Raw genomic sequence first — 23,534 nt, forward strand, 5'->3', positions numbered from 1 at the left:
TCGGCGGGGCTCAGACGGCGAAGGGCGCGAGCTCGGCCGCGAGGCGCTCCGAGACGTGAGCGTGCACCGCGGTGCCCGCCTCTTCGTGCGATGTGGCGACGATGTGCCCGCTCTCGTGGACGGCAGCCACGAGGTCACCGCGGTCGTACGGCACGAGTGCCCGCACCTCGACCGCGGGCAGCGGGAGGGCGTCCTCGATCGCGGCTCGCAGTTCGTCGACGCCCTCGCCCGTGCGCGACGACACGAAGTGCGCCGTCGGCTCGAGACCGCGCAGCAGCAGGCGAGCATCGTCGTCGACCAGGTCGGCCTTGTTGAAGACGACCAGCTCGCGCGTGGCGCGCGCGCCGACATCGCCCATCACATCGCGGACCGTCGCGAGCTGTGCCGCCGGGTCGGGGTGCGATCCGTCGACCACGTGCACGATGACGTCGGCGCCCGAGACCTCTTCCAGGGTCGACCGGAACGCCTCGACGAGCTGATGCGGCAGGTTGCGCACGAACCCGACGGTGTCGGTCAGCGTGTAGACGCGGCCGTCGGCTGCCTCGGCGCGGCGTACCGTGGCGTCGAGCGTCGCGAACAGGGCGTTCTCGACGAGCACGCCGGCGCTGGTCAGGCGGTTGAGCAGGCTCGACTTGCCGGCGTTGGTGTAGCCGGCGATCGCGACCGAGGGGATCGTGTTGCGACGGCGCTCGGCGCGCTTGGCCTCGCGCGACGGGGCGAACTCGCGGATCTGCTTGCGCAGCAGCGCCATGCGCGTGCGGATGCGCCGACGATCGAGCTCGATCTTCGTCTCACCCGGTCCGCGCGACCCCATGCCCGCGCCGCCGGCGCCGACCTGGCCACCGGCCTGACGGCTCATGGACTCGCCCCAGCCGCGCAGGCGCGGCAGCAGGTACTCGAGCTGCGCGAGCTCGACCTGCGCCTTGCCCTCGCGGCTCTTGGCGTGCTGGCTGAAGATGTCGAGGATGACCGTGGTGCGATCGATCACCTTGACCTTCGCGACATCCTCGAGAGCGCGTCGCTGGCTCGGTGCCAGCTCCGTGTCGGCGATCACCGTGTCGGCGCCCACCGCGGCGACGAGGTCGCGCAGCTCGGCGGCCTTACCCCGGCCGATGTAGGTCGCCGGGTCGGGGTGCGGGCGGCGCTGGAGCACGCCGTCGAGCACGACCGCGCCGGCCGTCTCGGCGAGCGCGGCCAACTCGCGCAGCGAGTTCTCCGCGTCCTCCTGCGAACCCTGGGGGTACACGCCGACGAGCACGACGTTCTCGAGTCGCAGCTGGCGGTACTCGACCTCGGTGACGTCTTCGAGCTCCGTGGACAGTCCCGGCACACGCCGCAGTGCGGCACGCTCCTCGCGGTCCCACTGGTCGCCGTCGGTGTCGCCGTACGCGACCGTCGAAGCGTCCTGCAGCGCTTGCGCCGAACCGAAGACCCGGACGCCGGAGCGTGCCTCCGCGCTCGCGAGAACGCGATCGATCGGGTCCACCGCGATGTCGTCGTCGCCGTCGGGGGTGGTGGTGTGCGTCATACCTTCTCTTCCCGGGATGCCCGTGCCCGAGCATCCGTGAATTCTAGTCTCCCGCCGGTACGTCCGGCTCCGATACGCTCGGATGCATGGGGAACGATCACTATTTCAGCGCGTCCCCGTCCAGCGAACAGAACCTCCGCCGCATCCGCGTGACCCTCGCGGGCCGCGACGTCGAAGTCATGACCGCGGGCGGGGTGTTCAGCCCTGACCACGTGGACTCGGGCACGGGTGTTCTGCTGGCCAATACCCCGCCGGCACCGTCCGGTGGGGATTTCCTCGACCTCGGCTGCGGCTGGGGACCGATCTCGTTGTCGCTGGCGATGGAGTCGCCCCGCGCCACCGTCTGGGCCGTGGATGTGAACGAGCGGGCTCTCGACCTGGTGCGACGCAACGCCGCTGAATTGGGACTCGACAACATCAACGCCGTACTGCCCGACGATGTTCCCGACGACGTCGCATTCCGGACCATCCGCTCGAACCCGCCGATCCGCGTCGGCAAGAACGAGCTGCACGGGATGCTGCGCCGATGGATCCCGCGCCTGTCGGAGCGCAGCGACGCGTGGCTCGTCGTGCAGCGCAACCTCGGATCGGACTCGCTGCAGCGCTGGCTCGCGGCGTCGTTCGACCGGGGCTACGCCGTTTCGCGGGCCGCCACCGGCCGGGGCTTCCGCGTCCTGCGGGTGCGCAAGCACGGCGTGCCGCCCACGGGAGCCATCGAGCTGCCCTGACCCGCACCGCGTCGGCCGCCGTCAGTCGGCGAGGGTGACCTGTCCCGAGAACACCAGGGTCGCCGGGCCCGACAGCAGGACGTGCTCGCCGTCCGCCTGCGCCACGACACGCACCCCGAGGCGGCCGCCGGGGACGTCGACGGTCCAGCGATCCGGGGCGGCGGCTCCGGCCCAGTGCCGCACCGCGAGCGCCGACGCGGCCACGCCGGTCCCGCACGAAAGCGTCTCCCCCACCCCGCGCTCGAAGACACGCATGCGGAGCACTCCGGTCCCCGCCTGCACGAGCGGCTCGGCCGGTACGACGAACTCCACGTTCGCCCCCGCGGCCGGCTGCGGCTCGAGCACCGGCTGCACCGAGAGGTCCAGGCCTTCGAGCTCGGCCTCGCCGGCGAGGGCGACCACGACGTGCGGGTTTCCGACGTCGATCCCCTGTCCGGGGCGAGCGACACCGAGCCCGCGCGCCCGGACGAGGACGTCGCCGTCCTCGGCACGCCAGAGTCCGAGGTCGACCTCGAAGCCGTTCTCGGCGCGGGTGATCGTCTTGACGCCCGCGCGCGTGCCGATCCGCAGACCCGCGTCGAGCGAGGCGAGCCCGGCGTCGGCGAGGTAGCGGGCGAACACGCGCGTGCCGTTGCCGCACATCTCGGCCTTCGAGCCGTCGGCGTTGCGGTAGTCCATGAACCACTCGGCCCCGGCGGAAGCGGCATCCGCCCCTTCGGGGATCGCGGACGAGCGCACGACCCGCAGCAGACCGTCGGCACCGATGCCGACGTGACGGTCGCAGAGTGCGGCGATCTGAGCGTCGCTGAGCTCGAGCGCGCCATCCGGGTCGGCCAGGATCACGAAGTCGTTGCCGGTGCCGTGTCCCTTGGTGAACGCGAGAGTCGCCATGAGCCCAGCTTAAGCGGGGCTGCCGGGGCCATCGACGATGAGGCGCTTGCCCGCGGTCCACGCCGTGAACGGCTCGTAGCCGAGCTCGTCGTAGAAGCCGCGCACCGCTTCGTTCTCGGGCCGCACCATGAGCTGCACCTTCGGACAGCCCATCGCCTCGAGCAGACGCTCGGCCTCCGTCACGAGCATGCGCCCGACGCCGAGCCCGCGGTGCGACGGGGCCGAAGCAAGGTAGTACAGCCAGCCGCGATGACCGTCGTAGCCGGCCATGACCGTACCGACGACCGTTTCCGCCGTCCCGTCCACAGGCTGCTCGACGGCGACGAGGAACAGTTCAGGTTGCACGGTGAGCTTCCGCCTGATGTCGGCACGCGGATCATTCCACGGCCGCGTCAGTCCGGTCTCGTGCCAGAGAGCGACGACCGCGTCCTCGTCGCCGGGCGCGTACCCGCGCAGGACGATCGTCATCGTCCGTCCTCGGCATCGTCGGGGGCGTGAGCGTCGACCAGCCATGAGGGATCGGTCTCGCGCACGTCGACCCACTGCACGTGCTCGTAGCGCTTGAACCACGACACCTGCCGGCGCGCGTAACGCCGGGTGAGGGCCTGAGTCTCGGCGATCGCCTCGCTGGACGTCAACTCGCCACGCAGCTGGGCGAGTGCTTGGGCGTAGCCGATCGCGCGGCCGGCCGTCGGCCCGCGCTCGAGGCCCACGCGGCGCAACGCTGCGGCCTCGTCGACCAGGCCGTTTCGCCACATCGATTCGACGCGTTCATCCAGCAGCGGCACGAGCTCGTCCCGCGCGATCGTGGTGCCGATGATGCGCGTCGACGGATCCCACAGCACAGGCGAATCGGGCAGGGCCCCGCCGTGCGTCGCGCCGCCCTGTGCGAGCACCTCGAGGGCCCGGACGATCCGCCGACCGTTGCGCGGGTCGATCCGTTCGGCCGCAACGGGATCTGCGGCCCGAAGGCGCGAGAACAGCGCGGCGGCGCCGTCGCGCTCGAGCTCGTCCTCGAGCTGCGCGCGCAGCCCCTCGTCGCGCGGAGGGAACCGGAAATCGAACAGGACGCTCGAAGCGTAGAGCCCCGAGCCACCGACGAGGATCGCGTCGGCACCGCGTTCGTGGATCTCACCGATCGTGCGCCGGGCGGCATCCTGGTACCAGGCGACCGCCGCCTCGTCGGTCACGGCGAGCGCATCGAACAGGTGATGCGGGATGCCGCGCCGCTGCGCCTCGGGAAGCTTGGCGGTTCCGATGTCCATGCCGCGGTACAGCTGCATCGCATCGACATTGACGATTTCGGCGGGTCGTCCGCGCACCGCGAGGACGTCGGCCAGGTCGAGCGAGAGCCCGGTCTTGCCGGTTCCTGTCGCGCCGACCACCGCCCACAGCGTCGGCGGCGGGCCGCCGGACCCGTCGACGGTGGTCACACCCCGATGCGCAGGGTAGGCAGGCCGAGCGACACGGCGCGGGGACCGTCCGAGCCGGCGGAGGCGGGGACGCCGCACGACTCGGCCTGCGAGCGGTCCCAGGCATCCCCGGCCCGCGTCCGCCGCATGCGCAAGGGCGCGCCGTCGAGGCTGTCGGCGAGCAGGTGGAACGGGGCGGCGTGGGTCACCCGCACCGTGACCACGTCTCCGGGGCGGGGGGCAGCGGAGCCCGCCGGGACCTCGAAGTGGACGAGCCGGTTGTCTTCGGCGCGCCCGGTCAGCCGGTGCGTCTCGGCGTTCTTCTTGCCCTCGGACGACGACACCAGCACCTGGACCTCGCGCCCGAGCTGCTTCTGGTTCTCTTCGAGCGCGATGCGGTCCTGCAGCGCGACCAGGCGCTCGTACCGTTCCTGGACGACGGCCTTCGGGATTTGATCGGGCATCGTCGCCGCGGGCGTTCCCGCGCGGATCGAGTACTGGAACGTGAACGCACTGGCGAACCGGGCCTGCTCCACGACGCGCAGCGTGTCTTCGAAGTCCTCGTCGGTCTCGCCGGGGAACCCGACGATGATGTCGGTCGAGATCGCGGCGTGCGGGATCCGCTCGCGCACCCGGTCGAGGATGCCGAGGAACTTCGAGCTGCGGTACGACCGGCGCATCGCCTTCAAGACACGGTCCGAGCCGGACTGCAACGGCATGTGCAGCTGCGGCATCACCGCGGGTGTTTCGGCCATGGCGTCGATGACGTCGTCGGTGAAGGCGGCGGGGTGAGGGCTGGTGAAGCGGATGCGCTCGAGCCCCGGGATCTCCCCCGCGGCGCGCAGCAACTTGCCGAAGGCCTGTCGGTCCCCGAACTCGACCCCGTAGCTGTTGACGTTCTGGCCGAGGAGGGTGACTTCGACGGCTCCGTCGTCGACGAGCAGCCGGATCTCGTTCAGGATGTCGCCGGGGCGACGGTCCTTCTCCTTGCCGCGCAGGTGCGGGACGATGCAGAAGGTGCAGGTGTTGTTGCAGCCGACCGAGATCGACACCCACCCGCTCGAGACCGAGTCGCGCTTGGTCGGCAGGGTTGAGGGGAAGGTCTCGAGCGCTTCGAGGATCTCGAGCTCGGCTTCGCCGTTGTGGCGCGCGCGCTCGAGCAGGCCGGGAAGGGACCCCATGTTGTGCGTCCCGAAGACGACGTCGACCCACGGGGCCTTCTGCTGGACCGCCGCCTGATCCATCTGGGCGAGGCATCCGCCGACGGCGATCTGCATGCCGTCGTGCTTGTCTTTGCGTGACTTCAGGTGCCCGAGCGTGCCGTAGAGCTTGCCCGAGGCGTTGTCGCGCACGGCGCACGTGTTGATGACGATGACGTCCGCTTCGCCCCCGGGCTCGACGGGCAGGTAGCCCGCGCTCTCGAGGGATCCCGACAGGCGCTCGGAGTCGTGCACGTTCATCTGGCAACCGAAGGTGCGCACCTCGTACGTGCGCGAGCGGCCGTCGGCCGACAGCGCGGCGGTGGACGGCGCGATCAGAGTGGGAGCGCTCGAAGGAGTCGACATGATCCCCTCATTCTACGATCGCCCCCGCCGTTCCGACCGCTGTCACGACACGCACCGCGCCGCCGCGCATCGCCGTTCGCCAGCGGTCAGTCGGCAGCTTCGTCGAGCGCCCGCCGCGCGGCGTCTCGCGCGACCGTCCCGGAGAACCCGCGCCGCGCGAGTTGACCATGCAGACGACGCAGGGCCACGTCACGGTCGAGACCGGACATCCCCCGCGCCCGCTGACGGGCGAACTCCTCGGCCCGCTCGGCCTCGTCGTCGGGCAGCGAGGCCAGCGCGATGTCGATGACCTCGCGATCGAGCCCGCGACGCGAGAGGGTCTGCGCGATCGCGGTGGCGCCCTGCGCCTTGCGTCCGAGCGCGCCGTCGAGCAGCTGCTCAGCCAGGCGTGCGTCGTCGAGGTAACCGTTCTGCTCGAAGGCGGCGATGACCTGCTCCGCGACGTCGCCGTCCACCTCCGCGTCGCGCAGCGCGGTTCGCGCCTCGCGAATCGAAAGAGACCTCGTCCGCAGCTTCCGCAGCAGCATCCGTTCCGCCCGGTCGCGGCGGTCATCGTCCCCGTCGCCGGAGCCGTCCCGGTCACCGGGACCCGCGACGTCCCCGTTGCGCGGTGCTGACGTCGGGCGCAGAGACACCGGGGCGTCGGACCGGTGGCTCCCGGCCGAGCCCCGCGCGGTGTCGCCCGTCCAGGTCGTGTGCCACCGCTGCGATGCATCGCGCTCCGCGCGCCCGCCATTTTCGGCAGCGGTGTCACCTCGCGCACCGGCGTCGGCTCTCCCGCCCGCTGCCGTCCACCCGTCGCGAAAGCGAACCGGTTCATCGGACGGCGCCTCTCGCGACGGACCGGCGGGCCGCGCCCCTCCGCCGAAGAGCGGAATCACGGGGGCGAGGCGGTCGGCCTCGCCCCCGTCGTCAGAACTCACGGTCACGCGGGCCGACGGGCGGCGAGCTCATCGCTCTCGGCCGCGGCGGGCGCAGCGGGCTGGCCGATGCCGAGCTTCTGCTTGATCTTGTTCTCGATGTCGGCAGCCATGTCGGCGTTCTTGATCAGGAAGTTACGGGCGTTCTCTTTACCCTGACCGAGCTGCTCGCCGTCGTAGGTGTACCAGGCGCCCGACTTCTTGACGATGCCGTGCTCGACGCCGAAGTCGATGAGACTTCCCTCGCGGGAGATGCCCACGCCGTACAGGATGTCGAACTCGGCCTGCTTGAACGGCGGCGCCATCTTGTTCTTCACGACCTTGACGCGGGTGCGGTTACCCACGGCGTCGGTGCCGTCCTTCAGAGTCTCGATACGGCGGATGTCGAGGCGGACCGACGCATAGAACTTCAGGGCCTTACCGCCCGCCGTCGTCTCGGGCGAGCCGAAGAACACGCCGATCTTCTCGCGCAGCTGGTTGATGAAGATCGCGGTCGTCTTGGTCTGGTTCAGCCCACCGGTGAGCTTTCGCAGCGCCTGCGACATGAGTCGCGCCTGCAGACCGACGTGCGAGTCGCCCATCTCGCCCTTGATCTCAGCCTCGGGCACGAGCGCGGCCACCGAGTCGATGACGACGAGGTCGATCGCGCCGGAACGGATAAGCATGTCGGCGATCTCGAGCGCCTGCTCGCCGGTGTCGGGCTGCGACACCAGGAGGGCGTCGATGTCGACACCGAGCTTCTCTGCGTACGAGGGATCGAGCGCGTGCTCGGCGTCGATGAACGCGGCGATGCCGCCGGCGCGCTGGGCGTTGGCGATCGCGTGGAGCGTGAGCGTCGTCTTACCCGAGGACTCGGGACCGTAGATCTCGATGATGCGGCCGCGCGGGAGTCCGCCGATGCCGAGGGCGACGTCGAGGGCAATGCTGCCCGTCGGGACGACCTCGACGGGTGCGCGCTCGTCGGAGCCCAGGCGCATGACCGAGCCCTTTCCGAACTGCCGGTCGATCTGGGCGAGGGCCGATTCGAGGGCCTTCTCGCGGTCAGCGGGTGATGGCATGGCGTGCTCCTTATGCTCGCGTTTCCGACGCCTGTAGGCTGTCGCGCTCCCGACTCGGTGCCGGGATGCTGCGACAAGGCATGGGGTGTCTTCCGACTCCCCTCACGCTACGGAGGGCCTCCGACATCGGCCGGAGACGTTCCCGTTCTCGTGAGGTGAGTCCGGAATCGACCACCTGTGCAGGAGCCTACGCGCCGTTCGAACGGATATTCGACGACACGCCGCGCGTCGCGCCGCAGATCACCGGTCGCGCGGGTCGAGCCGTCCCACGCCATAGCGCCGCGCCTCGGGCACATCCGCTTCGATGCAGAGCGCGATCCAGACGTCGCGCGGCGGCTCGCCGTCGCGTAGCGCCTGCCGAGCCGTGCGATTGCCCAGCCGCGGCAGACCGAGGTCGTCGATCAGCGCGGATCCGAGCACACCGAACTCGGCGTCGACGGCGCGGTCGAACTCACTTCGTCGCATGCAGAACGGACGCGGTCAGCGCAGCGAGAGCTCGGGCGTGACGAGGTCGTCGTCCAGACCCGCGATGTCGTCGGGGACGACATCCGAAAGCACCGGAAGACCCTCGAGCACGGAGATGCGGTCGCCGACCTCGCGCATGATCGTCGAGATCGGCACATCGAGCGCTTCGGCGACGGCAGCGAGGATCTCGCTCGACGCTTCCTTCTGACCGCGCTCGACCTCGCTCAGATACCCGAGAGCGACGCTGGCGCGGCTCGCGACCTGGCGCAGCGTGCGCCCCTTCTGCAGGCGGAGGTCACGCAGAACGTCGCCGATCTCCTGTCGAACCAAGATCATCTCGGACCCCCTCCTTCGTCATGGTGCGCACCCGTCCTGGGTGGACAACGGTATCTCATCAGCACGTCACACTAACCCGGCCGCGCTGTGGGTCGGATGAGAGTTGACATGCGTGGCGCACGATGGCAACAACCCAGCGTCGCGCGCGGCTATTCCCTCAGAGGGCGTCGATCGCGAGACGAATCGCGCGAGCCGTCGCCTCCGCACGGATCTGGGCTCGATCACCCTCGAGCACGAGACTTTCGGTGCGCACACCGAGTGCGGTGGACACGGCGATGTGCACCGTGCCGACCGGCTGCCCATCGGGCGACTCCGGGCCCGCGATGCCCGTCGTCGCGATGCCGACATCGGCTGCAGCGGCCCCGGGCCCCAGAGCCTCACGCGCGCCCTCCGCCATCTGGCGGGCCACGCGCGGGTGCACCGCACCGTGGGCTTCCAGCAGGGCGGCATCCACGTTGAGCAACCGCTGCTTGATCTCCGTGGCGTACGCGACGATCCCGCCGCGGACCACTGCCGACGCTCCCGAGACGGCGACCAGCTCGGACACGACGAGCCCGCCGGTGAGCGACTCGGCGACGCCGACGGTCCAGCCCAGCTCGCTCAGTCGTTCGACGAGACGTTCGGCATCCGTCCGGCGCCCCGACGACACGAGCGTGGATTCCACCTCGTCCGGCAGCTCGTGCACGTACTCCCGCGCGGTCACGATGCGCTCCGATCCCGCCGGGCGCCGCGGATCGCCGTGATGACGTAGTCGATGCCGCTCGCGACCGTCAGCAGAACGGCGATCCACATCGCGACGGCGTTGACGACGTGGATGCCGTCGCCGAAGACCGTCCACAGCGGCAGCAGCGCCAACGAGAGCGCGACCGCCTGGGCGACGGTCTTGAGCTTCCCCATCCACGCCGCGGCCACGACGTGGTCACCCGCCACCATCAGCCGGTGCACCGTGATGCCGAGCTCACGAACGAGCACGACGATCGTCACGAGCCAGGGCAGCTCGCCGAGGATCGACAGCCCCACGAACGCCAGACCCGTCAGGACCTTGTCGGCGATCGGGTCGAGCAGTTTCCCCAGGTCGGTGACGATGCGGTAGCGACGCGCGAGGTAGCCGTCGATGCCGTCGGTCGCGATCGCGACGATGAACAGCACGGCCGCCCACCAGCGCAGAGCGCCGTCGGCACCGGCATCCGCCAGCAGCATCCACAGGAAGACCGGTGCGCACAGGATGCGCACGATCGTGATGGTGTTGGGCAGTTGCCTGGGGATCGCCACGGAGCGAGCCTAACCGTCAGTCCCGGCCCGTGAGGCCCCAGGCGTCCTCGGAACCGTTGTCGCCGTCGACGACCTCGAGTCCGTCGAACTGAGCCTCGACCGGGTCGGCGGCCGGTGCGGCGGGCGCCGAGGTCGGCGGGTCCTCTCCGCGCAGACGGGCCAGCACCGCGGGCAGCTGCTCGGGGGTGACCAGCACGTCGCGGGCCTTCGAGCCCTCCGACGGCCCGACGATCTCGCGCGACTCGAGCAGGTCCATCAGCCGGCCCGCCTTCGCGAAGCCGACGCGCAGCTTGCGCTGGAGCATCGACGTCGAGCCGAACTGGGTCGACACGATCTGCTCGGCGGCAGCCAGCAGCAGCTCGAGGTCGTCTCCGATGTCGGCGTCGATCTCCTTCTTCTCCGCCACCGCCGCGACATCCGACCGGTACTCGGGCTGAGCCTGGCCCTTGACGTGCGAGACGACCTTCTCGATCTCGGACTCCGCGACCCAGGCGCCCTGCACGCGGATGGCCTTCGAGGTGCCCATCGGCAGGAACAGCGCGTCGCCCTGCCCGATGAGCCGGTCGGCGCCGGGCTGGTCGAGGATGACCCGCGAGTCGGTGACGCTCGTCACCGCGAAGGCGAGGCGGGAGGGCACGTTGGCCTTGATCAGACCCGTGACGACGTCGACCGACGGTCGCTGCGTCGCCAGGACGAGGTGGATGCCGCTCGCGCGGGCGAGCTGGGTGATGCGGACGATCGAGTCCTCGACGTCTCGGGGGGCGACCATCATCAGGTCGGCGAGCTCGTCGACGACCACGAGCAGGTAGGGGTAGGGCTTCAGCACGCGCTCGCTGCCGGCCGGGAGCTGGATCTCGCCGGCGACGACCGCCTTGTTGAAGTCGTCGATGTGACGGAAGCCGAACGACGCGAGGTCGTCGTAGCGCATGTCCATCTCTTTGACGACCCACTGCAGCGCCTCGGCCGCCTTCTTCGGGTTCGTGATGATCGGCGTGATGAGGTGCGGCACGCCGGCGTAGCTCGTGAGCTCGACGCGCTTGGGGTCGATCAGGACCATGCGCACGTCGGTCGGCTTAGCGCGCATCAGCAGGCTCGTGATCATCGAGTTGACGAAGCTCGACTTACCGGAACCGGTCGAGCCGGCCACCAGGAGGTGAGGCATCTTCGCGAGGTTCGCCACGACGAACCCGCCGCCAACGTCCTTGCCGACGCCGATCGTCATGGGGTGCGTCGACGACGTCGCCGCGTTGGAACGCAGCACGTCTCCGAGCGTGACGATCTCGCGATCCGTGTTCGGGATCTCGACGCCGATGGCGCTCTTGCCGGGTATGGGCGCGAGGATGCGGACCTCGTTCGAGGCAACCGCGTAGGCGATGTTGTTCGTCAGCGCGGTGATCTTCTCGACCTTGGTTCCCGGTCCCACCTCGATCTCGTACTGCGTCACCGTCGGGCCACGGGAGAACCCCGTGACCTTCGCGTCGATCGAGAACTGCTCGAAGACGCCGGTGATGGCGCGCACGATGGCATCGTTCGCTTCGGACCGTGTCTTGGCCGGGGTGCCGGCGCCGAGCGCCGCGACGGCAGGCAGACGGTACGGAGTCGTCGGCGGCTGGCCGTGCGAGTCGCCGCCGAGGCCGGTCAAGCCGGGCAGCTCTTCTATCTCGCCCGTGTCGCTGTCGTCGCGCACGGCGGTGTCGGCGGGGCGGCTCGCGCGGACGGCCGTCGCCGCGCGTTCGATGACGGACGGGTCGATGACCTCGGTCTGCGCCTCGGGCAGCGGAGGCGGCGGCGCGACCGCCTGCTCGAAGCCGCCGTCGATCGACGGGCCGAGCAACTCGGTGAGGTCCTGCGATCCGATGCCGTCGTCGGGATCCTCCTCGCGTCCGCTCTTGTTGCGACGCCACCAGGGAAGGACGTCGTCGTCGTCCTCGTCGGTCTCGTCGTCGGCGGGAGCGGCCTTCTTGCCCTTCTTCGGCGTGAAGGCGACCGTCGGGGCCTCGCCATCGGGGTCGGCGACGGCACGCTCGGCGCCGAACATCCACGCGTACAGATCACCCAGACGGGCGCCGATCCGGTTGGGCGGGGTCTTGGTCAGGATGAGCACGCTCAGCGCAGCGACCAGGCCCAGCACGGCAGCCGCGCCGTACGACGTCAGGATCGTCAGCGGCTCGCCGACGGCCCAGCCGAACAGACCACCGGCGGCACTGAGCTGGACGGCACCGGCCTTCGGCTCGGGTCGGCCGCCGAAGACGTGGCAGAAGCCGGCGATCGACAGCACGAACAGGCCGAAGCCGATCCCGATGCGACCGTTGTCGTTGACCGAGGCCGGGTGACGGAAGAGCCAGCCGGCGAGGAAGAGCAGCAGCACCGGCATGATGAACGCCTCACGGCCGATGAGGAACCCGACCGTGTAGGCGCTGACGAGCGTGCCCGCCTCGGTGCCGATGAGGAACCACTCGACCGCCGCGCCTGCGATGGCGAGCAGCACGAGGAGGAAGGGCAGGCCGTCGCGGCGCTGATCCTTCTCGAGGGTCTCCGGCCCGAAGGCGCGGAACATCCCGCCCGTCGCGTGCGCGAGGCCCATCCAGGCACGCGCGAGCACCGGCGGGTGCTCCGCCTCGTCGACGTACCGCTTGGGGGTGGGTTCGCTCTTGCGGGCGCGCGAGGTCGGGGTCTTCGCCGGTGCGCGGCGTCCGGAGGGCGCGTTCGTGCTCCTGGCCATACGCTCCACGGTACGCGGGGGTGACCCCATTCCCGCGGAACGACGCGGGTCAGGCCTCGATGACGACCGGCACGATCATCGGCCGGCGCCGCAACGACTGGTTGACCCAGCGTCCGATGGTGCGGCGGACGACCTGGGACAGGGCGTGGTTGTCGCGCGTGCCCGACTGCACGGCCTCGGCCAGCGCTGCCGCGATCTTCGGCTTGACGCCTTCGAACACCGAGTCGTCCTCGGCGACGCCGCGCGCATGGATGTCGGGGCCGCTGACGACCCGCCCGGTCTTGCCGTCGACGACGACGATGACCGAGATGAAGCCCTCCTCGCCCAGGATGCGACGATCCTTCAGGTCGGCGTCGGTGATCTCGCCGACGGTCGAGCCATCGACGTAGACGAACCCGATGTCGAGCTGACCGACGACCTCGGCGACCCCGTTCTTGAGGTCGACGACGGTGCCGTTCTCGGCGAGGATCGTGCGCTCGGCAGGGATGCCTGTGTCCTGGGCCAGCTTGGCGTTGGCCATCAGGTGGCGGTACTCGCCGTGCACGGGCAGAACGTTGCGGGGGCGCAGGATGTTGTAGCAGTACAGCAGCTCACCGGCGGCGGCGTGGCCAGAGACGTGCACCTTCGCGTTGCCCTTGTGCACGACGTTCGCACCGAGCTTGGTGAGCCCGTCGATCACGCGGTAGATGGCGTTCTCGTTGCCCGGGATCTGGCTCGACGCGAGGATGACGGTGTCGCCCTCCCCCGGCTCGATCGCGTGCTCGAGGTTGGCCATGCGCGAGAGCACGGCCATGGGCTCGCCCTGCGAACCGGTCGACATGTAGACGATCCGGTCGTCCGGCAGGTCCTGGGCCTTCTTGTAGTCGATGAGCACGCCGTCGGGCACGTTCAGGTAGCCGAGGTTCTCGGCGATGGTCATGTTGCGCACCATGCTGCGGCCGAGGAAGGCGACGCGGCGACCGTTCGCGGCGGCGGCATCCACGACCTGCTGCACACGGTGGACGTGACTCGAGAAGCTCGCGACGATGACGCGGCGCGGCGACTTGCTGATGACCTGGTCGAGCACCGGCCCGATGCCGCGCTCGGTCGGGGTGAACCCCGGGACGTCGGCGTTGGTGGAGTCGACCAGGAACAGGTCGACGCCCTCCTCGCCCAGGCGCGAGAAGGCGCGGAGGTCGGTGATGCGCCCGTCGAGCGGCAGCTGGTCCATCTTGAAGTCACCGGTCGCCAGCACGAGGCCGGCGGGGGTGCGCACCGCGACGGCGAGCGCGTCGGGGATCGAGTGGTTCACCGCGATGAACTCGAGGTCGAACGGACCGACCTGTTCGCGCTGCCCCTCGGTCACCGTGAGGGTGAACGGACGGATGCGGTGCTCCTTGAGCTTCGCCTCGATGAGGGCGAGCGTGAGCCCCGACCCGATGAGGGGGATGTCGCGCTTGAGCTTGAGAAGGTAGGGGACGGCTCCGATGTGGTCCTCGTGGCCGTGCGTGAGCACGACGCCCACGATGTCGTCGAGGCGGTGACGGATCGGCTCGAAGTCGGGGAGGATGAGGTCGACACCGGGCTGGTGCTCCTCGGGGAACAGCACACCGCAGTCGACGACGAGCAGCTTGCCGTCGTATTCGAAGACGGTCATGTTGCGACCGACCTCGCCGAGGCCACCGAGCGGGTACACCCGCAGCGTCCCGGGTTCGAGAGCGGGCGGGCTGAAGACGTTCGTGGGCATTGGCACGCTTCCTCGGGATGCCCGCGTGTGCGGCATCCTCATCGTTGTCGTCTAGCGGGTCGTCCCGTGCACCTTGGGCAGCGCACCGCCGGCGGCGGCGTTTCGGTCGGGACGGAAGTTGGAGAAGTCGGCCCCGGGCACGCCCGAGACGAGGGCGAGCTCGTCCTCGATGATCGCGGCCTCCCACTCCTCCGGCCCCACGAGCGGCAGACGCACGCGCGGGCTGGAGATGCGGCCGAGGCCGTGGAGGATGTACTTCGCGCTCACGGTGCCGGGCACGTGCGTCATGACCGCACGGACGAGGGGCTCGAGGCTCTTGTGCGCGGCGGTCGCGGCGGCGAGATCGCCGCGGTTCACGGCATCCACGATCGTGCGATACGGCGTCGCGGTGATGTTCGCCGTGACACCGATCAGGCCGCTCGCCCCGATCGAGAGGTGGGGCAGGACGTTGGCGTCGTCGCCCGAGAAGTACATGAGGTCGGTCTGGTTCAGGACGCGGCTGACCTCGCTGAAGTCGCCCTTGGCGTCCTTGATGGCGAGGATGTTCGGGTGCTTCGCGAGACGCAGGATCGTCTCGTACTTGATCGGCACGCCGGTACGGCCCGGGATGTCGTACAGGATGACGGGCAGGTCGGTCGCGTCCGCGACCAACCGGAAGTGCGTCAGGATGCCGGCCTGAGTGGGCTTGTTGTAGTACGGCGTGACGATCATGATGCCGTCGGCGCCGGCCTTCTCGCTGGCCTTGTACAGCTCGATCGCGTGCGCGGTCTCGTTCGACCCGCCGCCCGTGATGATCTTGGCGCGGCCGGCCGACACGGACTTGCCGACCTCGACGAGCCGCAGCTTCTCGGGGTCGGTCAGGGTGCTGGTCTCGCCCGTGGTGCCGGTCACGACGACGCCGTCCGCACCGGCGGTGATGACGTCGTCTATGTGCTTCTCGACGGCGGGCCAGTCGACTTCACCGTCGGCGGTCATCGGAGTGACCAGCGCGACGAGGACCTGTCCGAAGGGATTGCCCGTGTGCGTCATGGTCTCAGGGTATCGGTTCCGCCTCGGCGCCGTGTCGTCTCCGACGTAGGGTGGCGCCATGGCGTGGACGACCCGAAGCACCCGCGCGGTGTACGACAACCCGTGGATCTCGGTGCGCGAGGACGAGGTCACCGGACCGGCGGGCGACGGCATCTACGGGGTCGTCGAGATGCGGCATCCGGCCGTGTTCGTCGTCGCGCTCGATGATGCCGACCGCATCTGCTTCGTCGAGGTCGACCGCTACACGACGGGCCGCTCGATCGAGGTGCCCGCCGGCGGCAGCGACGGCGAGGAGGCCCTCGTCGCGGCGCGGCGCGAGCTGCGCGAAGAGACGGGACTCGTCGCGCAGACGTGGGAGCACATCGGCACGATGAATGCCTTGAACGGCATCGCCGTCGCACCGGAGCACGTCTTCCTCGCGCGGGGGCTCTCCCCCGCCGAGGACGCCTCTGATTCGCAGGGCGAAGAGGGGATCGAACGGGTGCTCTGGATGCCGTTCGCCGAAGCTCTGCGCCAGGTCGCCGCCGGCGAGATCACCGACGGTGAGACCGTCGCGGCCCTCGCCTACGCAGGCATCCGCCTCGGCCGGTTCGCTTGATCGAGACGCCGGCCGGGCGCGACGTCGTCAGGGGGCGACGCGGCCGTTCGCGTTGAACGCCGCGTGAGTGAGCGGCATGAGCTCGCGCCAGGCCGTCTCCATCTTCTCGGCGCACATCTCGATCTCGCGCTGCGGGAACGAGGGGAAGTGCGTGCCCTCGACCTTGGTGCGCAGTGAGAGGAAGTTCATCAGCGCGCGGGCGTTCATCGTGACGTACATCGACGAGTAGATGTTCAGCGGCAGAACGATCCGCGCGACCTCGCGGGCGACGCCCGCCGCGAGCATCCGCTGGTAGGCGTCGTACGCCTGGGTGGATGCCGCGCGGGTGCTCTCGTCGACGAGCGCGAACTGCTCGTCGGTGCCGGGCAGGAACTCGTAGGCGCCGGGCTTGCCCACCTGGTTCAGGTTGCGCTCCCGGGCGGGGACGTAGAACACCGGACGCAGCTCGCGGTAGCGGCCCGACTCCTCGTTGTACGAGGCCATGCGGTGTCGCATGAATTCGCGGAACACGAAGATCGGCGCCTGCACGTAGAAGGTCATCGAGTTGTGCTCGAACGGCGACCCGTGGCGGTCGCGCATGAGGTAGTTGATCAGCCCGCGGTCACGGCTCGATGCCTCGGTGCCCGCTGCCGCCGCATCGAGCGTCTGCTCGCCCTGCGTCGAGACGCGGGCCGCGAACAAGACGTCGGCGTCGGCGGCGCTGGAGCGGATCAGTTCGACCGTCACATCACTGCGGAACTCGATCTCGGGCGTGGTCGGGGTCTGCTCGGCGTCGCTCACGGCTTCAGATTACCTCGGGCAGGCGCGAGCGCCGGGCCGTCGGGATGGGTCTAACCTGGGGTCTTGTGGAACTCCTGGCGGTGGCCGTCGTCTTGGCCGTGCTGTTAGCGGTAACAGGCGCGATCGGCCTCGCGCTGCGATGGCGCGCCTCGCGCCCCTACCCCGCGCCACGGTTCGACGTCGTCGATCCCCGCCGACTCGGCGCGCAGCCTGATGCGCTCGGCCGCACCGCAACGTTGCTGCAGTTCAGCACCGAGACGTGCCACCGCTGCCCCGGCGCCCACCGGACCCTCGCGGCGGTCGCGGATGCCTGCGACGACGTCGTGCACCTCGACATCGACGTGACCGACCGCCCCGACATCGCCCGGCGCTTTCAGATCGCGCAGACCCCGACGACGCTCGTCCTCGACGGGCGCGGCGTGGTCCGCACGCGCTTCGGCGGCGCGCCGCGCCGGGATGTCGTACAGCTCGAGATCCTCCGACTGCGCTCCGAGACGGCCGCAGTCTGACCCCTGCGGTCTCCACGCTGTCAAGGCGTTCCGGTCCACGACGACGCGATCTAGGCTCATCGGCGAGCGCACACCGCGCCGTCCCGCGAGGAGGAGAGTCATGAGCGTCACGAGCGAAGCAACCACCAGCTGGAAGGGCAGTCTCGCCGAGGGATCCGGGCAGATCGCCCTGGAGAGCTCCAACCAGGGCCCGTTCGAGGTCAACTGGAAGGCCCGCAGCGAGGGGTCGAGCGCCGTCACCACGCCGGAAGAGCTGATCGCTGCCGCGCACTCGTCCTGCTTCTCGATGGCGCTGTCGCACGCGCTCACCGAGAACGGAACCCCGCCGGAGTCGGTCGAGACCACCGCATCGGTGACGTTCATCCCGGGCACCGGCATCACGGGCTCCCACCTGAACGTCAACGCCGTGGTTCCGGGCCTGTCAGCCGAGGACTTCGACCGCCTCGCCCAGGAGGCCAAGAGCGGCTGCCCCGTCTCGGCAGCACTCGCGGGCATCGAGATCACCCTCGAGGCGACGCTTGGCTGACGCAGCCGCACCCGGACGAGTCGTCGTCGCGGGCGCGTCCGGCCTGATCGGACGTGCCCTGGTCGACAGCCTGCGTGCGGACGGCATCGCCGTCACGCGACTCGTGCGCCGCCCGGCCGCCGCGCCCGATGAGGTGCAATGGTCCCCCGGCGAGCGCCCCCTCGACCCCGACGTGCTCGCGGGAGCCCGCGCCGTCGTCGGCCTGAACGGCGCGAGCATCGGCCGTTTCCCGTGGACGCGTTCGTACAAGCACGAGCTGGTGTGGTCGCGGCTGCTGCCCACCGAGACGCTCGCCCGCGCCATCCGCGCACTCGGCTCCGACGCCCCCGCCTTCCTGTCGTCGTCGGCCGTCGGGTACTACCCCTCACGTCCGGGCGTCCGGATGACCGAGACCGCCCCGCGCGGCGACACCTTCCTGGCCGATCTGTGCGGCGAATGGGAGACCGCGGCGCTCACCGCTCGGGATCACGCCCGGGTCATGCTGCTGCGCACCGCACCGGTGGTGCATCCCGAGGCGGTCCTCAAACCACTCATCCTGCTGACCCGGGCGGGCCTGGCCGGTCCGATCGGACGCGGCACGCAGGTCTGGCCCTGGATCTCTCTCGTCGACGAGGTCGCCGCCATCCGTCACCTCATCGAGACGGATGTCGCGGGGCCGGTGAACCTCACCGGGCCGACGCGCGCCACGGCCAACGATGTCGGGTTCAGCCTCGCCCTGCGGATGAACCGGCCCTACCTCGTGCGCGCCCCCGAGTGGGGCCTGCGCCTCGTCCTCGGCCGCGATGCGACGGACGCGCTGCTGACGAACGACACGGACGTGGCACCGGCCGTCCTCGAGCGGTCGGGGTTCTCGTTCACCCACACCCGCGTGCAGGACGCGATCGCGGCGGTCGTCCCGCCGCGGTGACGGCGGGACTCGGTCAGCGGGACGCGGTCAGGCGCGTCGCTCGGCGCGTTCGAGCCCGATCGCGGTGCGGACGGCCTGGCGGGCGCGTCGTCGATCGCCGGCGCCGTCGTACGCGAGGCCCAATCGGAACCAGGCACGCCAGTCCTCGGGCGCCTGCTCGACGGCGTCGCGGTAGCGCGGGAAGAGCGCGTCCGCCTCGGCACGGTCAGGGCGCCCGCTGGGAGCCAGGTCGATCTGTTCGCTCGGAAGGTCGGCCTCGGCCTCGAGCCGCTTCGCGAGACGCGACGCGCCTACCCCGAAGCTGAGCTCGCGCCACAGCGCCCAGGTCGCGATGGCCGGGAGCACCACGAGCGCGGCCCCCATCGTGACGCCGACGGGGTCGCCCGAGGTCAGCAGCAGCACGGCGCGCTGCGCGATCAGGACGATGTACAGCGCCAGCAGCACCGACATCACGACGGCGAGGATGCGCGCGCTCATGCGCCGGTGACGCGCGCGACCTGGCCGGTGACGTCGTTCTCGTCCGTACCGCCGATCTCGGCGACGGGAACGGTGCGGCTGATGCCGATGTCGATGAAGCTGTCGAGCCCGACGACGATGCCGTGCGCCTCCCGCGCGGCATCGAGCGCGATGCGGATGCCGGGCTCGTAGGCCCGGGCCGGCTCGATGGTGTCGTGGACGATCGACAGCGACTCGCCGGGACCCGACAGGATCGTCTCCTGCCGCGCGATGACGCCCGGGCGGCGCAGCGAGTGGATCGGCACGCTCGCGACCTTCTGACCGCGGGCACGCTGATCGGCGTGGGGCGATTCGACGGGGCCCACATCGGCGCGCGCGGCGGCGATCAGCTCAGCGGTCCGCACGGCCGTGCCGCTCGGCGAGTCCACCTTCGTGTCGCGGTGCGCCTCGATGATCTCGATCGAGGGGAAGAACGACGCCGACGCGGCCGCGATGGCGCTGCCCACGACGGAGCCCAGCGAAAAGTTCGGGATGAAGACGACGCCGGTGCCGGTGGCATCCACCAGCGGACGCACCTGCGCGATGCGTTCCTCGGACCAGCCCGAGGTGCCCACGAGCACGTTGATGCCGCGCTCGATCGCCGCCCGGACGACGTCGACCGAGACGGCGGGCGTGGACGCGTCCACGACGAGGTCGGCGCCGTCGAGCTCATCGAGCCCGCTGCGGCTCGTCAGCACAGCGGTGACTTCGAAGCCGTCGGAGCGGTCGATCACATCGCGGATGATGCCGCCGAGCTTTCCGGTTCCGCCCACCAGGGCCACGCGCGTGGTCATGGCTCTCAGCCTACGCCGGAGCGAACTGGACGACCGTGTCCCAGGCGAGCTTGACGACGAGGATGGACAGCACGACGAGGAACACGATCCGGACGAAACCGCTGCCGTTCTTCGTGGCCATGCGCGCCCCGATGAACCCGCCCGTCATGTTCGCCGCCGCCATCACCAGCGCGAGCACCAGCAGGATCTCGCCGTGCACGCCGTACACCAGCAGCGCGGCGAGATTGGTGGTGAGGTTCGCGATCTTGGCGTTGACGCTCGCCTGCAGGAACCCGTACCCGAGCACCGCCACGAGCAGGATCACGAAGAACGATCCCGTACCGGGACCGAGGATGCCGTCGTAGAACCCGACGCTCACTCCGATGAGGCTCGAGCGCCCGATGATCGCCCCGCGCCTCTCGTGGCGCGGCTCGTGCGTCAGGCCCATCTTGGGTTTGAGCAAGGTGTAGATCGCGACGGCGACGACCGCCACCAGCACGATCGGGGTCAGCAGCTCGCGCGGGACGTAGCGCGACAGCGCCGCTCCGACCGCCGACCCGCCGAATGCGCCGCCCACGAGCGGCAGGAGCAGCACGAGCTGCACGCGGATGCGGCGCAGGTACACCCAGCTGGCCGACAGAGTGCCCGCGAAGGACGACAGCTTGTTCGTTCCGAGGATGAACGGCGTCGCCACGTCCCGGGGAACACCGATCACGAGGGCGGGGAGCTGGATGAGCCCTCCCCCGCCGACCACGGCGTCGACCCACCCGGCGACCCCCGCTGCGACGACCAGGAAGACGAGCGCGGAGACCGAGACCGGCAGCCAGTCGGCGAGGAGGGGACCATCGAACACCGGTCGATTCTCCGGCTCGGGCGCCTCCCCGTCCAATCCGCCGATCCGGTGCGCGATGTCCCGCGCTACGCGCCGAGGTCGTCGAAGAAACGGGTCTTGGCGCGCGTGTAGTCGTCGTAGTCCGCTTTGCCGGCGTTCTCGACGGAAAGGCGCCGCTTCAGCTGCTGATAACGCTCGCGGGCGACGGGGTCCGCACGCAGGCGGTCTCGGAACGATACGGTCGCCCGACCCCACGGCGAATCGGCGCGACGGATATGGAGGATCACGCCGCCGCCGTCCGACACGAACAGCCGCTTCTCCCAGACCTCGTCGGGAACGGGTTCGCCCCCGCGCGGGATGTCTCGGAAGACCCCCGGCGAGTCGGGCCGGGAGCCCCAAGCGCGCCGGAAGCCTGCGGCACCGAGCCGTAAGCTCAGCTCCTCCTCGGACGGCAACGGCACGATGCGGACCTGAAGATCGATGATCGGCTTGGCATCGAGGTCGGCCACGGCCGTCGACCCGATGTGGTCGAAGTGAGCTCGGTCGGCGCCCGGCAGGCCCGCAAGGGCCCGACTGACATCGTCGAGCCGCGACTGCGCTGTCTCAGCCCACGTGGGATCGTGCGGCGAGAGCCGCGCGGGGTTGTCCGGACCCGAGGTCACGCGGGTCAGACGAGCAGGATGTCGGGCAGACCGGTGCGCAGCTCGACCGGAAGGTGGGCGAGGTCGTTGTGCGACACCAGCGTCCAGGGCCGGCCCGGGCGCTGCGCGAGCACCGTCAGTCCGCAGTGGGCCTGGTTGATCGTCAGCCAGCGCCAGTCGGGTGCCTGGAGCACCTCGCGCACGAACCAGGCGATGACGAAGTTGTGGGTGATGAGGAGCTCATGCGTCTCGGGCTTGCGCGCGAGGAATTCACCTACCGCATCGGACATCTGCGCGGCGCCGGCCTCGATCTCCGCCTCGGTGTACGAGCCGAAGAACGACTCGTAGGCCGGCGGGGTGTCGGGCGTCATCCCGGTCGGCACGCAGTCGAACAGCAGCGACGAAGCCTGCGGCGAGAGCGCGGGAAGTCGCTTGGCGACGGCGCGCGCGGTTTCTTGCGCCCGCTCGAGGGGCGAGTGCCAGACGGCGTCGAGCGGCACCCCGGAGATACGGTCGGCGAGGAGTTCGGCCTGGCGGCGGCCACGCGGAGAGAGCGGGCCGTCCTCGAGTCCGTGCTCGGCGTCCTGATGCTCTCCGTGGCGCACGAGGTAGAGATACTGCGTCACAGAAGCTCGATTCGAAACGATGAACAGGGCGTGATCCACCCTACGACACGGTCCTGACAGGCGGCCCGATGGTCCGGAACCCGCGGTCACGGGCCGTCACGTCGAGCGCGTGTCACTCCACGGCGCGAGCGATGTCGGCGAGGTGCGAGCGGCCGAGCTTGACCCCCACGCCCTGAGCGAGCTGATCGACGTGGCCGGGCAGGCTCGCGTTGACGATCGGTGCCGTGACGATGCGCTGCGCCAGCAGCCAGGCCACCGCGACGGCGGAGGTCGGCACCGACAGCTCGTCGGTGATGCGGTCGAGTGCCTTCAGGACACGGGTGCCGCGGCGGTTCATGCGGGCCGCAAGCTGCGAGCCCCGCACGCTCGCCGACAGCCCGGTGCGGTCGCGATGAGCGCCCGTGAGATAGCCGTGTTCGAGCGCCTGCGACGGCGTGACCGCGAGGCCCTGCGCTCCGGCGATGAGGCGCAGGTCGCCGTCGAAGTCCGAGCGGTGCAACAGGTTGTAGGGCACGTCGAGCGCCGCGAGCCGGGGGTAGCCCGCCGACGAAAGGATCCGTGCCTCGACGAGCTGCATCGCGGTGTAGCCGCTGGCCCCGAGGGCGCGGACCTTGCCGCTGTCGACGAGCCATTCCGCCGTCGCCAGCGTGTCTTCGAGCGCGGTCGTGCCGTCGGTGGCGGCATCCAGGTACAGCACGTCGATGCGGTCGGTTCCCAGCCGCTGGAGCGATGCCTCGACCGAACGGACGAGGTTCACCGACCCGAGCCCCGGGTTGTCGGGATGACCGCCGATGCGAACAGCGAGGACGACGTCGTCACGGATGCCGCGACTGGCGAGCCACCGCCCGATGATGTGCTCGCTGCGGCCCGAGGCGTAACCGTCGGCGGTGTGGACGGCGTTGCCGCCGCGCTGCCGATAAGCGTCGAGCACCGCATGGCTGGCCGCGAGGTCGATCGTCCAGCCGAATTCTGCGCCGCCGAGGATCAGGGGGAAGATCCGCATCCCGGTCTCGCCGACGGCGACACGCACCTGCGACCCGAGCGGGCGACCATGCACCGGGATGGGACTCGACGGGTGCATGTCGGGCGCAGTGCCGGGAGCGACCTGAGTCACCCGCTCCCCCGCCATCGCACACCTCCGCGTCGGCGCCGAGATGTCGAGTCAGTGAACCTCGGCGCGCACTACGAGATTAAG

Annotated in this window: 26 protein-coding genes; 5 read left to right on the forward strand and 21 right to left on the reverse strand. The window is 70.2% G+C overall.

Annotation, left to right across the window (positions count from 1 at the left end):
• Positions 1 to 10 precede the first annotated feature (10 nt).
• Complete coding sequence (gene hflX, locus PUW82_RS12475) at positions 11 to 1,528, reverse strand: GTPase HflX (RefSeq protein ID WP_274222596.1); 1,518 nt, start codon at positions 1,526 to 1,528, stop codon at positions 11 to 13.
• An 86-nt stretch (positions 1,529 to 1,614) separates the two neighbouring features.
• Here hflX and PUW82_RS12480 point away from each other — a divergent pair, with 86 nt between their 5' ends.
• The gene (locus tag PUW82_RS12480; RefSeq protein ID WP_274222597.1) at positions 1,615 to 2,256 is read left to right on the forward strand and encodes a class I SAM-dependent methyltransferase; all 642 of its coding nucleotides are present in this window, start codon (positions 1,615 to 1,617) and stop codon (positions 2,254 to 2,256) included.
• 21 nt (positions 2,257 to 2,277) lie between these two features.
• On the opposite strand, the gene dapF is transcribed toward PUW82_RS12480, so the two are convergent.
• The 13 genes from dapF to dapA all read right to left on the reverse strand — a co-directional run bounded on the left by dapF (position 2,278) and on the right by dapA (position 15,652).
• Complete coding sequence (dapF, locus tag PUW82_RS12485; protein WP_274222598.1) at positions 2,278 to 3,147, reverse strand: diaminopimelate epimerase; 870 nt, start codon at positions 3,145 to 3,147, stop codon at positions 2,278 to 2,280.
• A gap of 9 nt (positions 3,148 to 3,156) precedes the next feature.
• On the reverse strand, positions 3,157 to 3,615 hold the full coding sequence (locus PUW82_RS12490; RefSeq protein WP_274222599.1) for a GNAT family acetyltransferase: 459 nt from the start codon (positions 3,613 to 3,615) through the stop codon (positions 3,157 to 3,159).
• Entirely contained in the window at positions 3,612 to 4,580 is a 969-nt protein-coding gene (miaA, locus tag PUW82_RS12495) for a tRNA (adenosine(37)-N6)-dimethylallyltransferase MiaA (RefSeq protein ID WP_274222600.1), read from the reverse strand. The genes PUW82_RS12490 and miaA overlap by 4 nt, the downstream gene beginning before the upstream one ends.
• Positions 4,577 to 6,124, reverse strand: a complete 1,548-nt coding sequence (miaB, locus tag PUW82_RS12500; RefSeq protein ID WP_274222601.1) for a tRNA (N6-isopentenyl adenosine(37)-C2)-methylthiotransferase MiaB — start codon at positions 6,122 to 6,124, stop codon at positions 4,577 to 4,579. The genes miaA and miaB overlap by 4 nt, the downstream gene beginning before the upstream one ends.
• 86 nt (positions 6,125 to 6,210) lie before the next feature.
• Positions 6,211 to 6,651, reverse strand: a complete 441-nt coding sequence (locus PUW82_RS12505; RefSeq protein WP_274222602.1) for a regulatory protein RecX — start codon at positions 6,649 to 6,651, stop codon at positions 6,211 to 6,213.
• 398 nt (positions 6,652 to 7,049) lie between these two features.
• A complete protein-coding gene (gene recA / locus PUW82_RS12510) occupies positions 7,050 to 8,102 on the reverse strand; it encodes a recombinase RecA (RefSeq protein WP_274222603.1) in 1,053 nt (350 codons plus the stop codon).
• A 240-nt stretch (positions 8,103 to 8,342) separates the two neighbouring features.
• Positions 8,343 to 8,567 carry a DUF3046 domain-containing protein gene (locus PUW82_RS12515; protein ID WP_274222604.1) on the reverse strand — a complete coding sequence of 75 codons (225 nt, stop codon included), beginning with the start codon at positions 8,565 to 8,567 and terminating at the stop codon, positions 8,343 to 8,345.
• A 15-nt stretch (positions 8,568 to 8,582) separates the two neighbouring features.
• The gene (locus PUW82_RS12520; protein WP_210005565.1) at positions 8,583 to 8,903 is read right to left on the reverse strand and encodes a helix-turn-helix domain-containing protein; all 321 of its coding nucleotides are present in this window, start codon (positions 8,901 to 8,903) and stop codon (positions 8,583 to 8,585) included.
• A 157-nt stretch (positions 8,904 to 9,060) separates the two neighbouring features.
• Positions 9,061 to 9,606 carry a CinA family protein gene (locus PUW82_RS12525; RefSeq protein WP_420792754.1) on the reverse strand — a complete coding sequence of 182 codons (546 nt, stop codon included), beginning with the start codon at positions 9,604 to 9,606 and terminating at the stop codon, positions 9,061 to 9,063.
• A complete protein-coding gene (pgsA, locus tag PUW82_RS12530) occupies positions 9,603 to 10,175 on the reverse strand; it encodes a CDP-diacylglycerol--glycerol-3-phosphate 3-phosphatidyltransferase (RefSeq protein WP_274222605.1) in 573 nt (190 codons plus the stop codon). Before pgsA ends, PUW82_RS12525 begins: the two co-directional genes overlap by 4 nt.
• 16 nt (positions 10,176 to 10,191) lie before the next feature.
• Complete coding sequence (locus PUW82_RS12535) at positions 10,192 to 12,897, reverse strand: DNA translocase FtsK (protein WP_274222606.1); 2,706 nt, start codon at positions 12,895 to 12,897, stop codon at positions 10,192 to 10,194.
• A gap of 49 nt (positions 12,898 to 12,946) precedes the next feature.
• Positions 12,947 to 14,623, reverse strand: coding sequence for a ribonuclease J (locus PUW82_RS12540; protein WP_274222607.1), 1,677 nt, complete (start codon positions 14,621 to 14,623; stop codon positions 12,947 to 12,949).
• A 51-nt stretch (positions 14,624 to 14,674) separates the two neighbouring features.
• The gene (dapA, locus tag PUW82_RS12545; protein ID WP_210005575.1) at positions 14,675 to 15,652 is read right to left on the reverse strand and encodes a 4-hydroxy-tetrahydrodipicolinate synthase; all 978 of its coding nucleotides are present in this window, start codon (positions 15,650 to 15,652) and stop codon (positions 14,675 to 14,677) included.
• A gap of 58 nt (positions 15,653 to 15,710) precedes the next feature.
• Between dapA and PUW82_RS12550 the strand changes: the two genes are divergently transcribed.
• On the forward strand, positions 15,711 to 16,250 hold the full coding sequence (locus PUW82_RS12550; protein WP_274222608.1) for an NUDIX domain-containing protein: 540 nt from the start codon (positions 15,711 to 15,713) through the stop codon (positions 16,248 to 16,250).
• A 27-nt stretch (positions 16,251 to 16,277) separates the two neighbouring features.
• Here PUW82_RS12550 and thyX read toward each other — a convergent pair whose 3' ends face one another.
• Positions 16,278 to 17,030 carry an FAD-dependent thymidylate synthase gene (thyX, locus tag PUW82_RS12555; protein ID WP_274222609.1) on the reverse strand — a complete coding sequence of 251 codons (753 nt, stop codon included), beginning with the start codon at positions 17,028 to 17,030 and terminating at the stop codon, positions 16,278 to 16,280.
• A gap of 65 nt (positions 17,031 to 17,095) precedes the next feature.
• Here thyX and PUW82_RS12560 point away from each other — a divergent pair, with 65 nt between their 5' ends.
• The 3 genes from PUW82_RS12560 to PUW82_RS12570 all read left to right on the forward strand — a co-directional run bounded on the left by PUW82_RS12560 (position 17,096) and on the right by PUW82_RS12570 (position 18,972).
• Complete coding sequence (locus tag PUW82_RS12560; RefSeq protein ID WP_274222610.1) at positions 17,096 to 17,539, forward strand: TlpA family protein disulfide reductase; 444 nt, start codon at positions 17,096 to 17,098, stop codon at positions 17,537 to 17,539.
• A 100-nt stretch (positions 17,540 to 17,639) separates the two neighbouring features.
• On the forward strand, positions 17,640 to 18,065 hold the full coding sequence (locus PUW82_RS12565; RefSeq protein WP_274222611.1) for an OsmC family peroxiredoxin: 426 nt from the start codon (positions 17,640 to 17,642) through the stop codon (positions 18,063 to 18,065).
• Positions 18,058 to 18,972: a TIGR01777 family oxidoreductase gene (locus PUW82_RS12570; RefSeq protein WP_274222612.1), complete on the forward strand. Its 915-nt coding sequence runs from the start codon at positions 18,058 to 18,060 to the stop codon at positions 18,970 to 18,972. Before PUW82_RS12565 ends, PUW82_RS12570 begins: the two co-directional genes overlap by 8 nt.
• A gap of 27 nt (positions 18,973 to 18,999) precedes the next feature.
• Here the strand turns inward: PUW82_RS12570 and PUW82_RS12575 are convergent, their stop codons facing one another.
• The 6 genes from PUW82_RS12575 to PUW82_RS12600 all read right to left on the reverse strand — a co-directional run bounded on the left by PUW82_RS12575 (position 19,000) and on the right by PUW82_RS12600 (position 23,468).
• A complete protein-coding gene (locus PUW82_RS12575; RefSeq protein WP_274222613.1) occupies positions 19,000 to 19,449 on the reverse strand; it encodes a tetratricopeptide repeat protein in 450 nt (149 codons plus the stop codon).
• Entirely contained in the window at positions 19,446 to 20,261 is an 816-nt protein-coding gene (gene dapB / locus PUW82_RS12580) for a 4-hydroxy-tetrahydrodipicolinate reductase (protein ID WP_274222614.1), read from the reverse strand. The genes PUW82_RS12575 and dapB overlap by 4 nt, the downstream gene beginning before the upstream one ends.
• A gap of 10 nt (positions 20,262 to 20,271) precedes the next feature.
• Positions 20,272 to 21,093, reverse strand: a complete 822-nt coding sequence (locus tag PUW82_RS12585) for a TSUP family transporter (RefSeq protein WP_274222615.1) — start codon at positions 21,091 to 21,093, stop codon at positions 20,272 to 20,274.
• A gap of 65 nt (positions 21,094 to 21,158) precedes the next feature.
• Positions 21,159 to 21,734 carry a GrpB family protein gene (locus PUW82_RS12590; RefSeq protein ID WP_274222616.1) on the reverse strand — a complete coding sequence of 192 codons (576 nt, stop codon included), beginning with the start codon at positions 21,732 to 21,734 and terminating at the stop codon, positions 21,159 to 21,161.
• 5 nt (positions 21,735 to 21,739) lie between these two features.
• Positions 21,740 to 22,339 carry a histidine phosphatase family protein gene (locus PUW82_RS12595; protein ID WP_274222617.1) on the reverse strand — a complete coding sequence of 200 codons (600 nt, stop codon included), beginning with the start codon at positions 22,337 to 22,339 and terminating at the stop codon, positions 21,740 to 21,742.
• Positions 22,340 to 22,451: 112 nt separating this feature from the next.
• Positions 22,452 to 23,468, reverse strand: coding sequence for an aldo/keto reductase (locus tag PUW82_RS12600; protein WP_420792755.1), 1,017 nt, complete (start codon positions 23,466 to 23,468; stop codon positions 22,452 to 22,454).
• Positions 23,469 to 23,534: the final 66 nt, after the last annotated feature.

The organism is Microbacterium thalli, assembly GCF_028737325.1.
Lineage (GTDB): Bacteria > Actinomycetota > Actinomycetes > Actinomycetales > Microbacteriaceae > Microbacterium > Microbacterium thalli.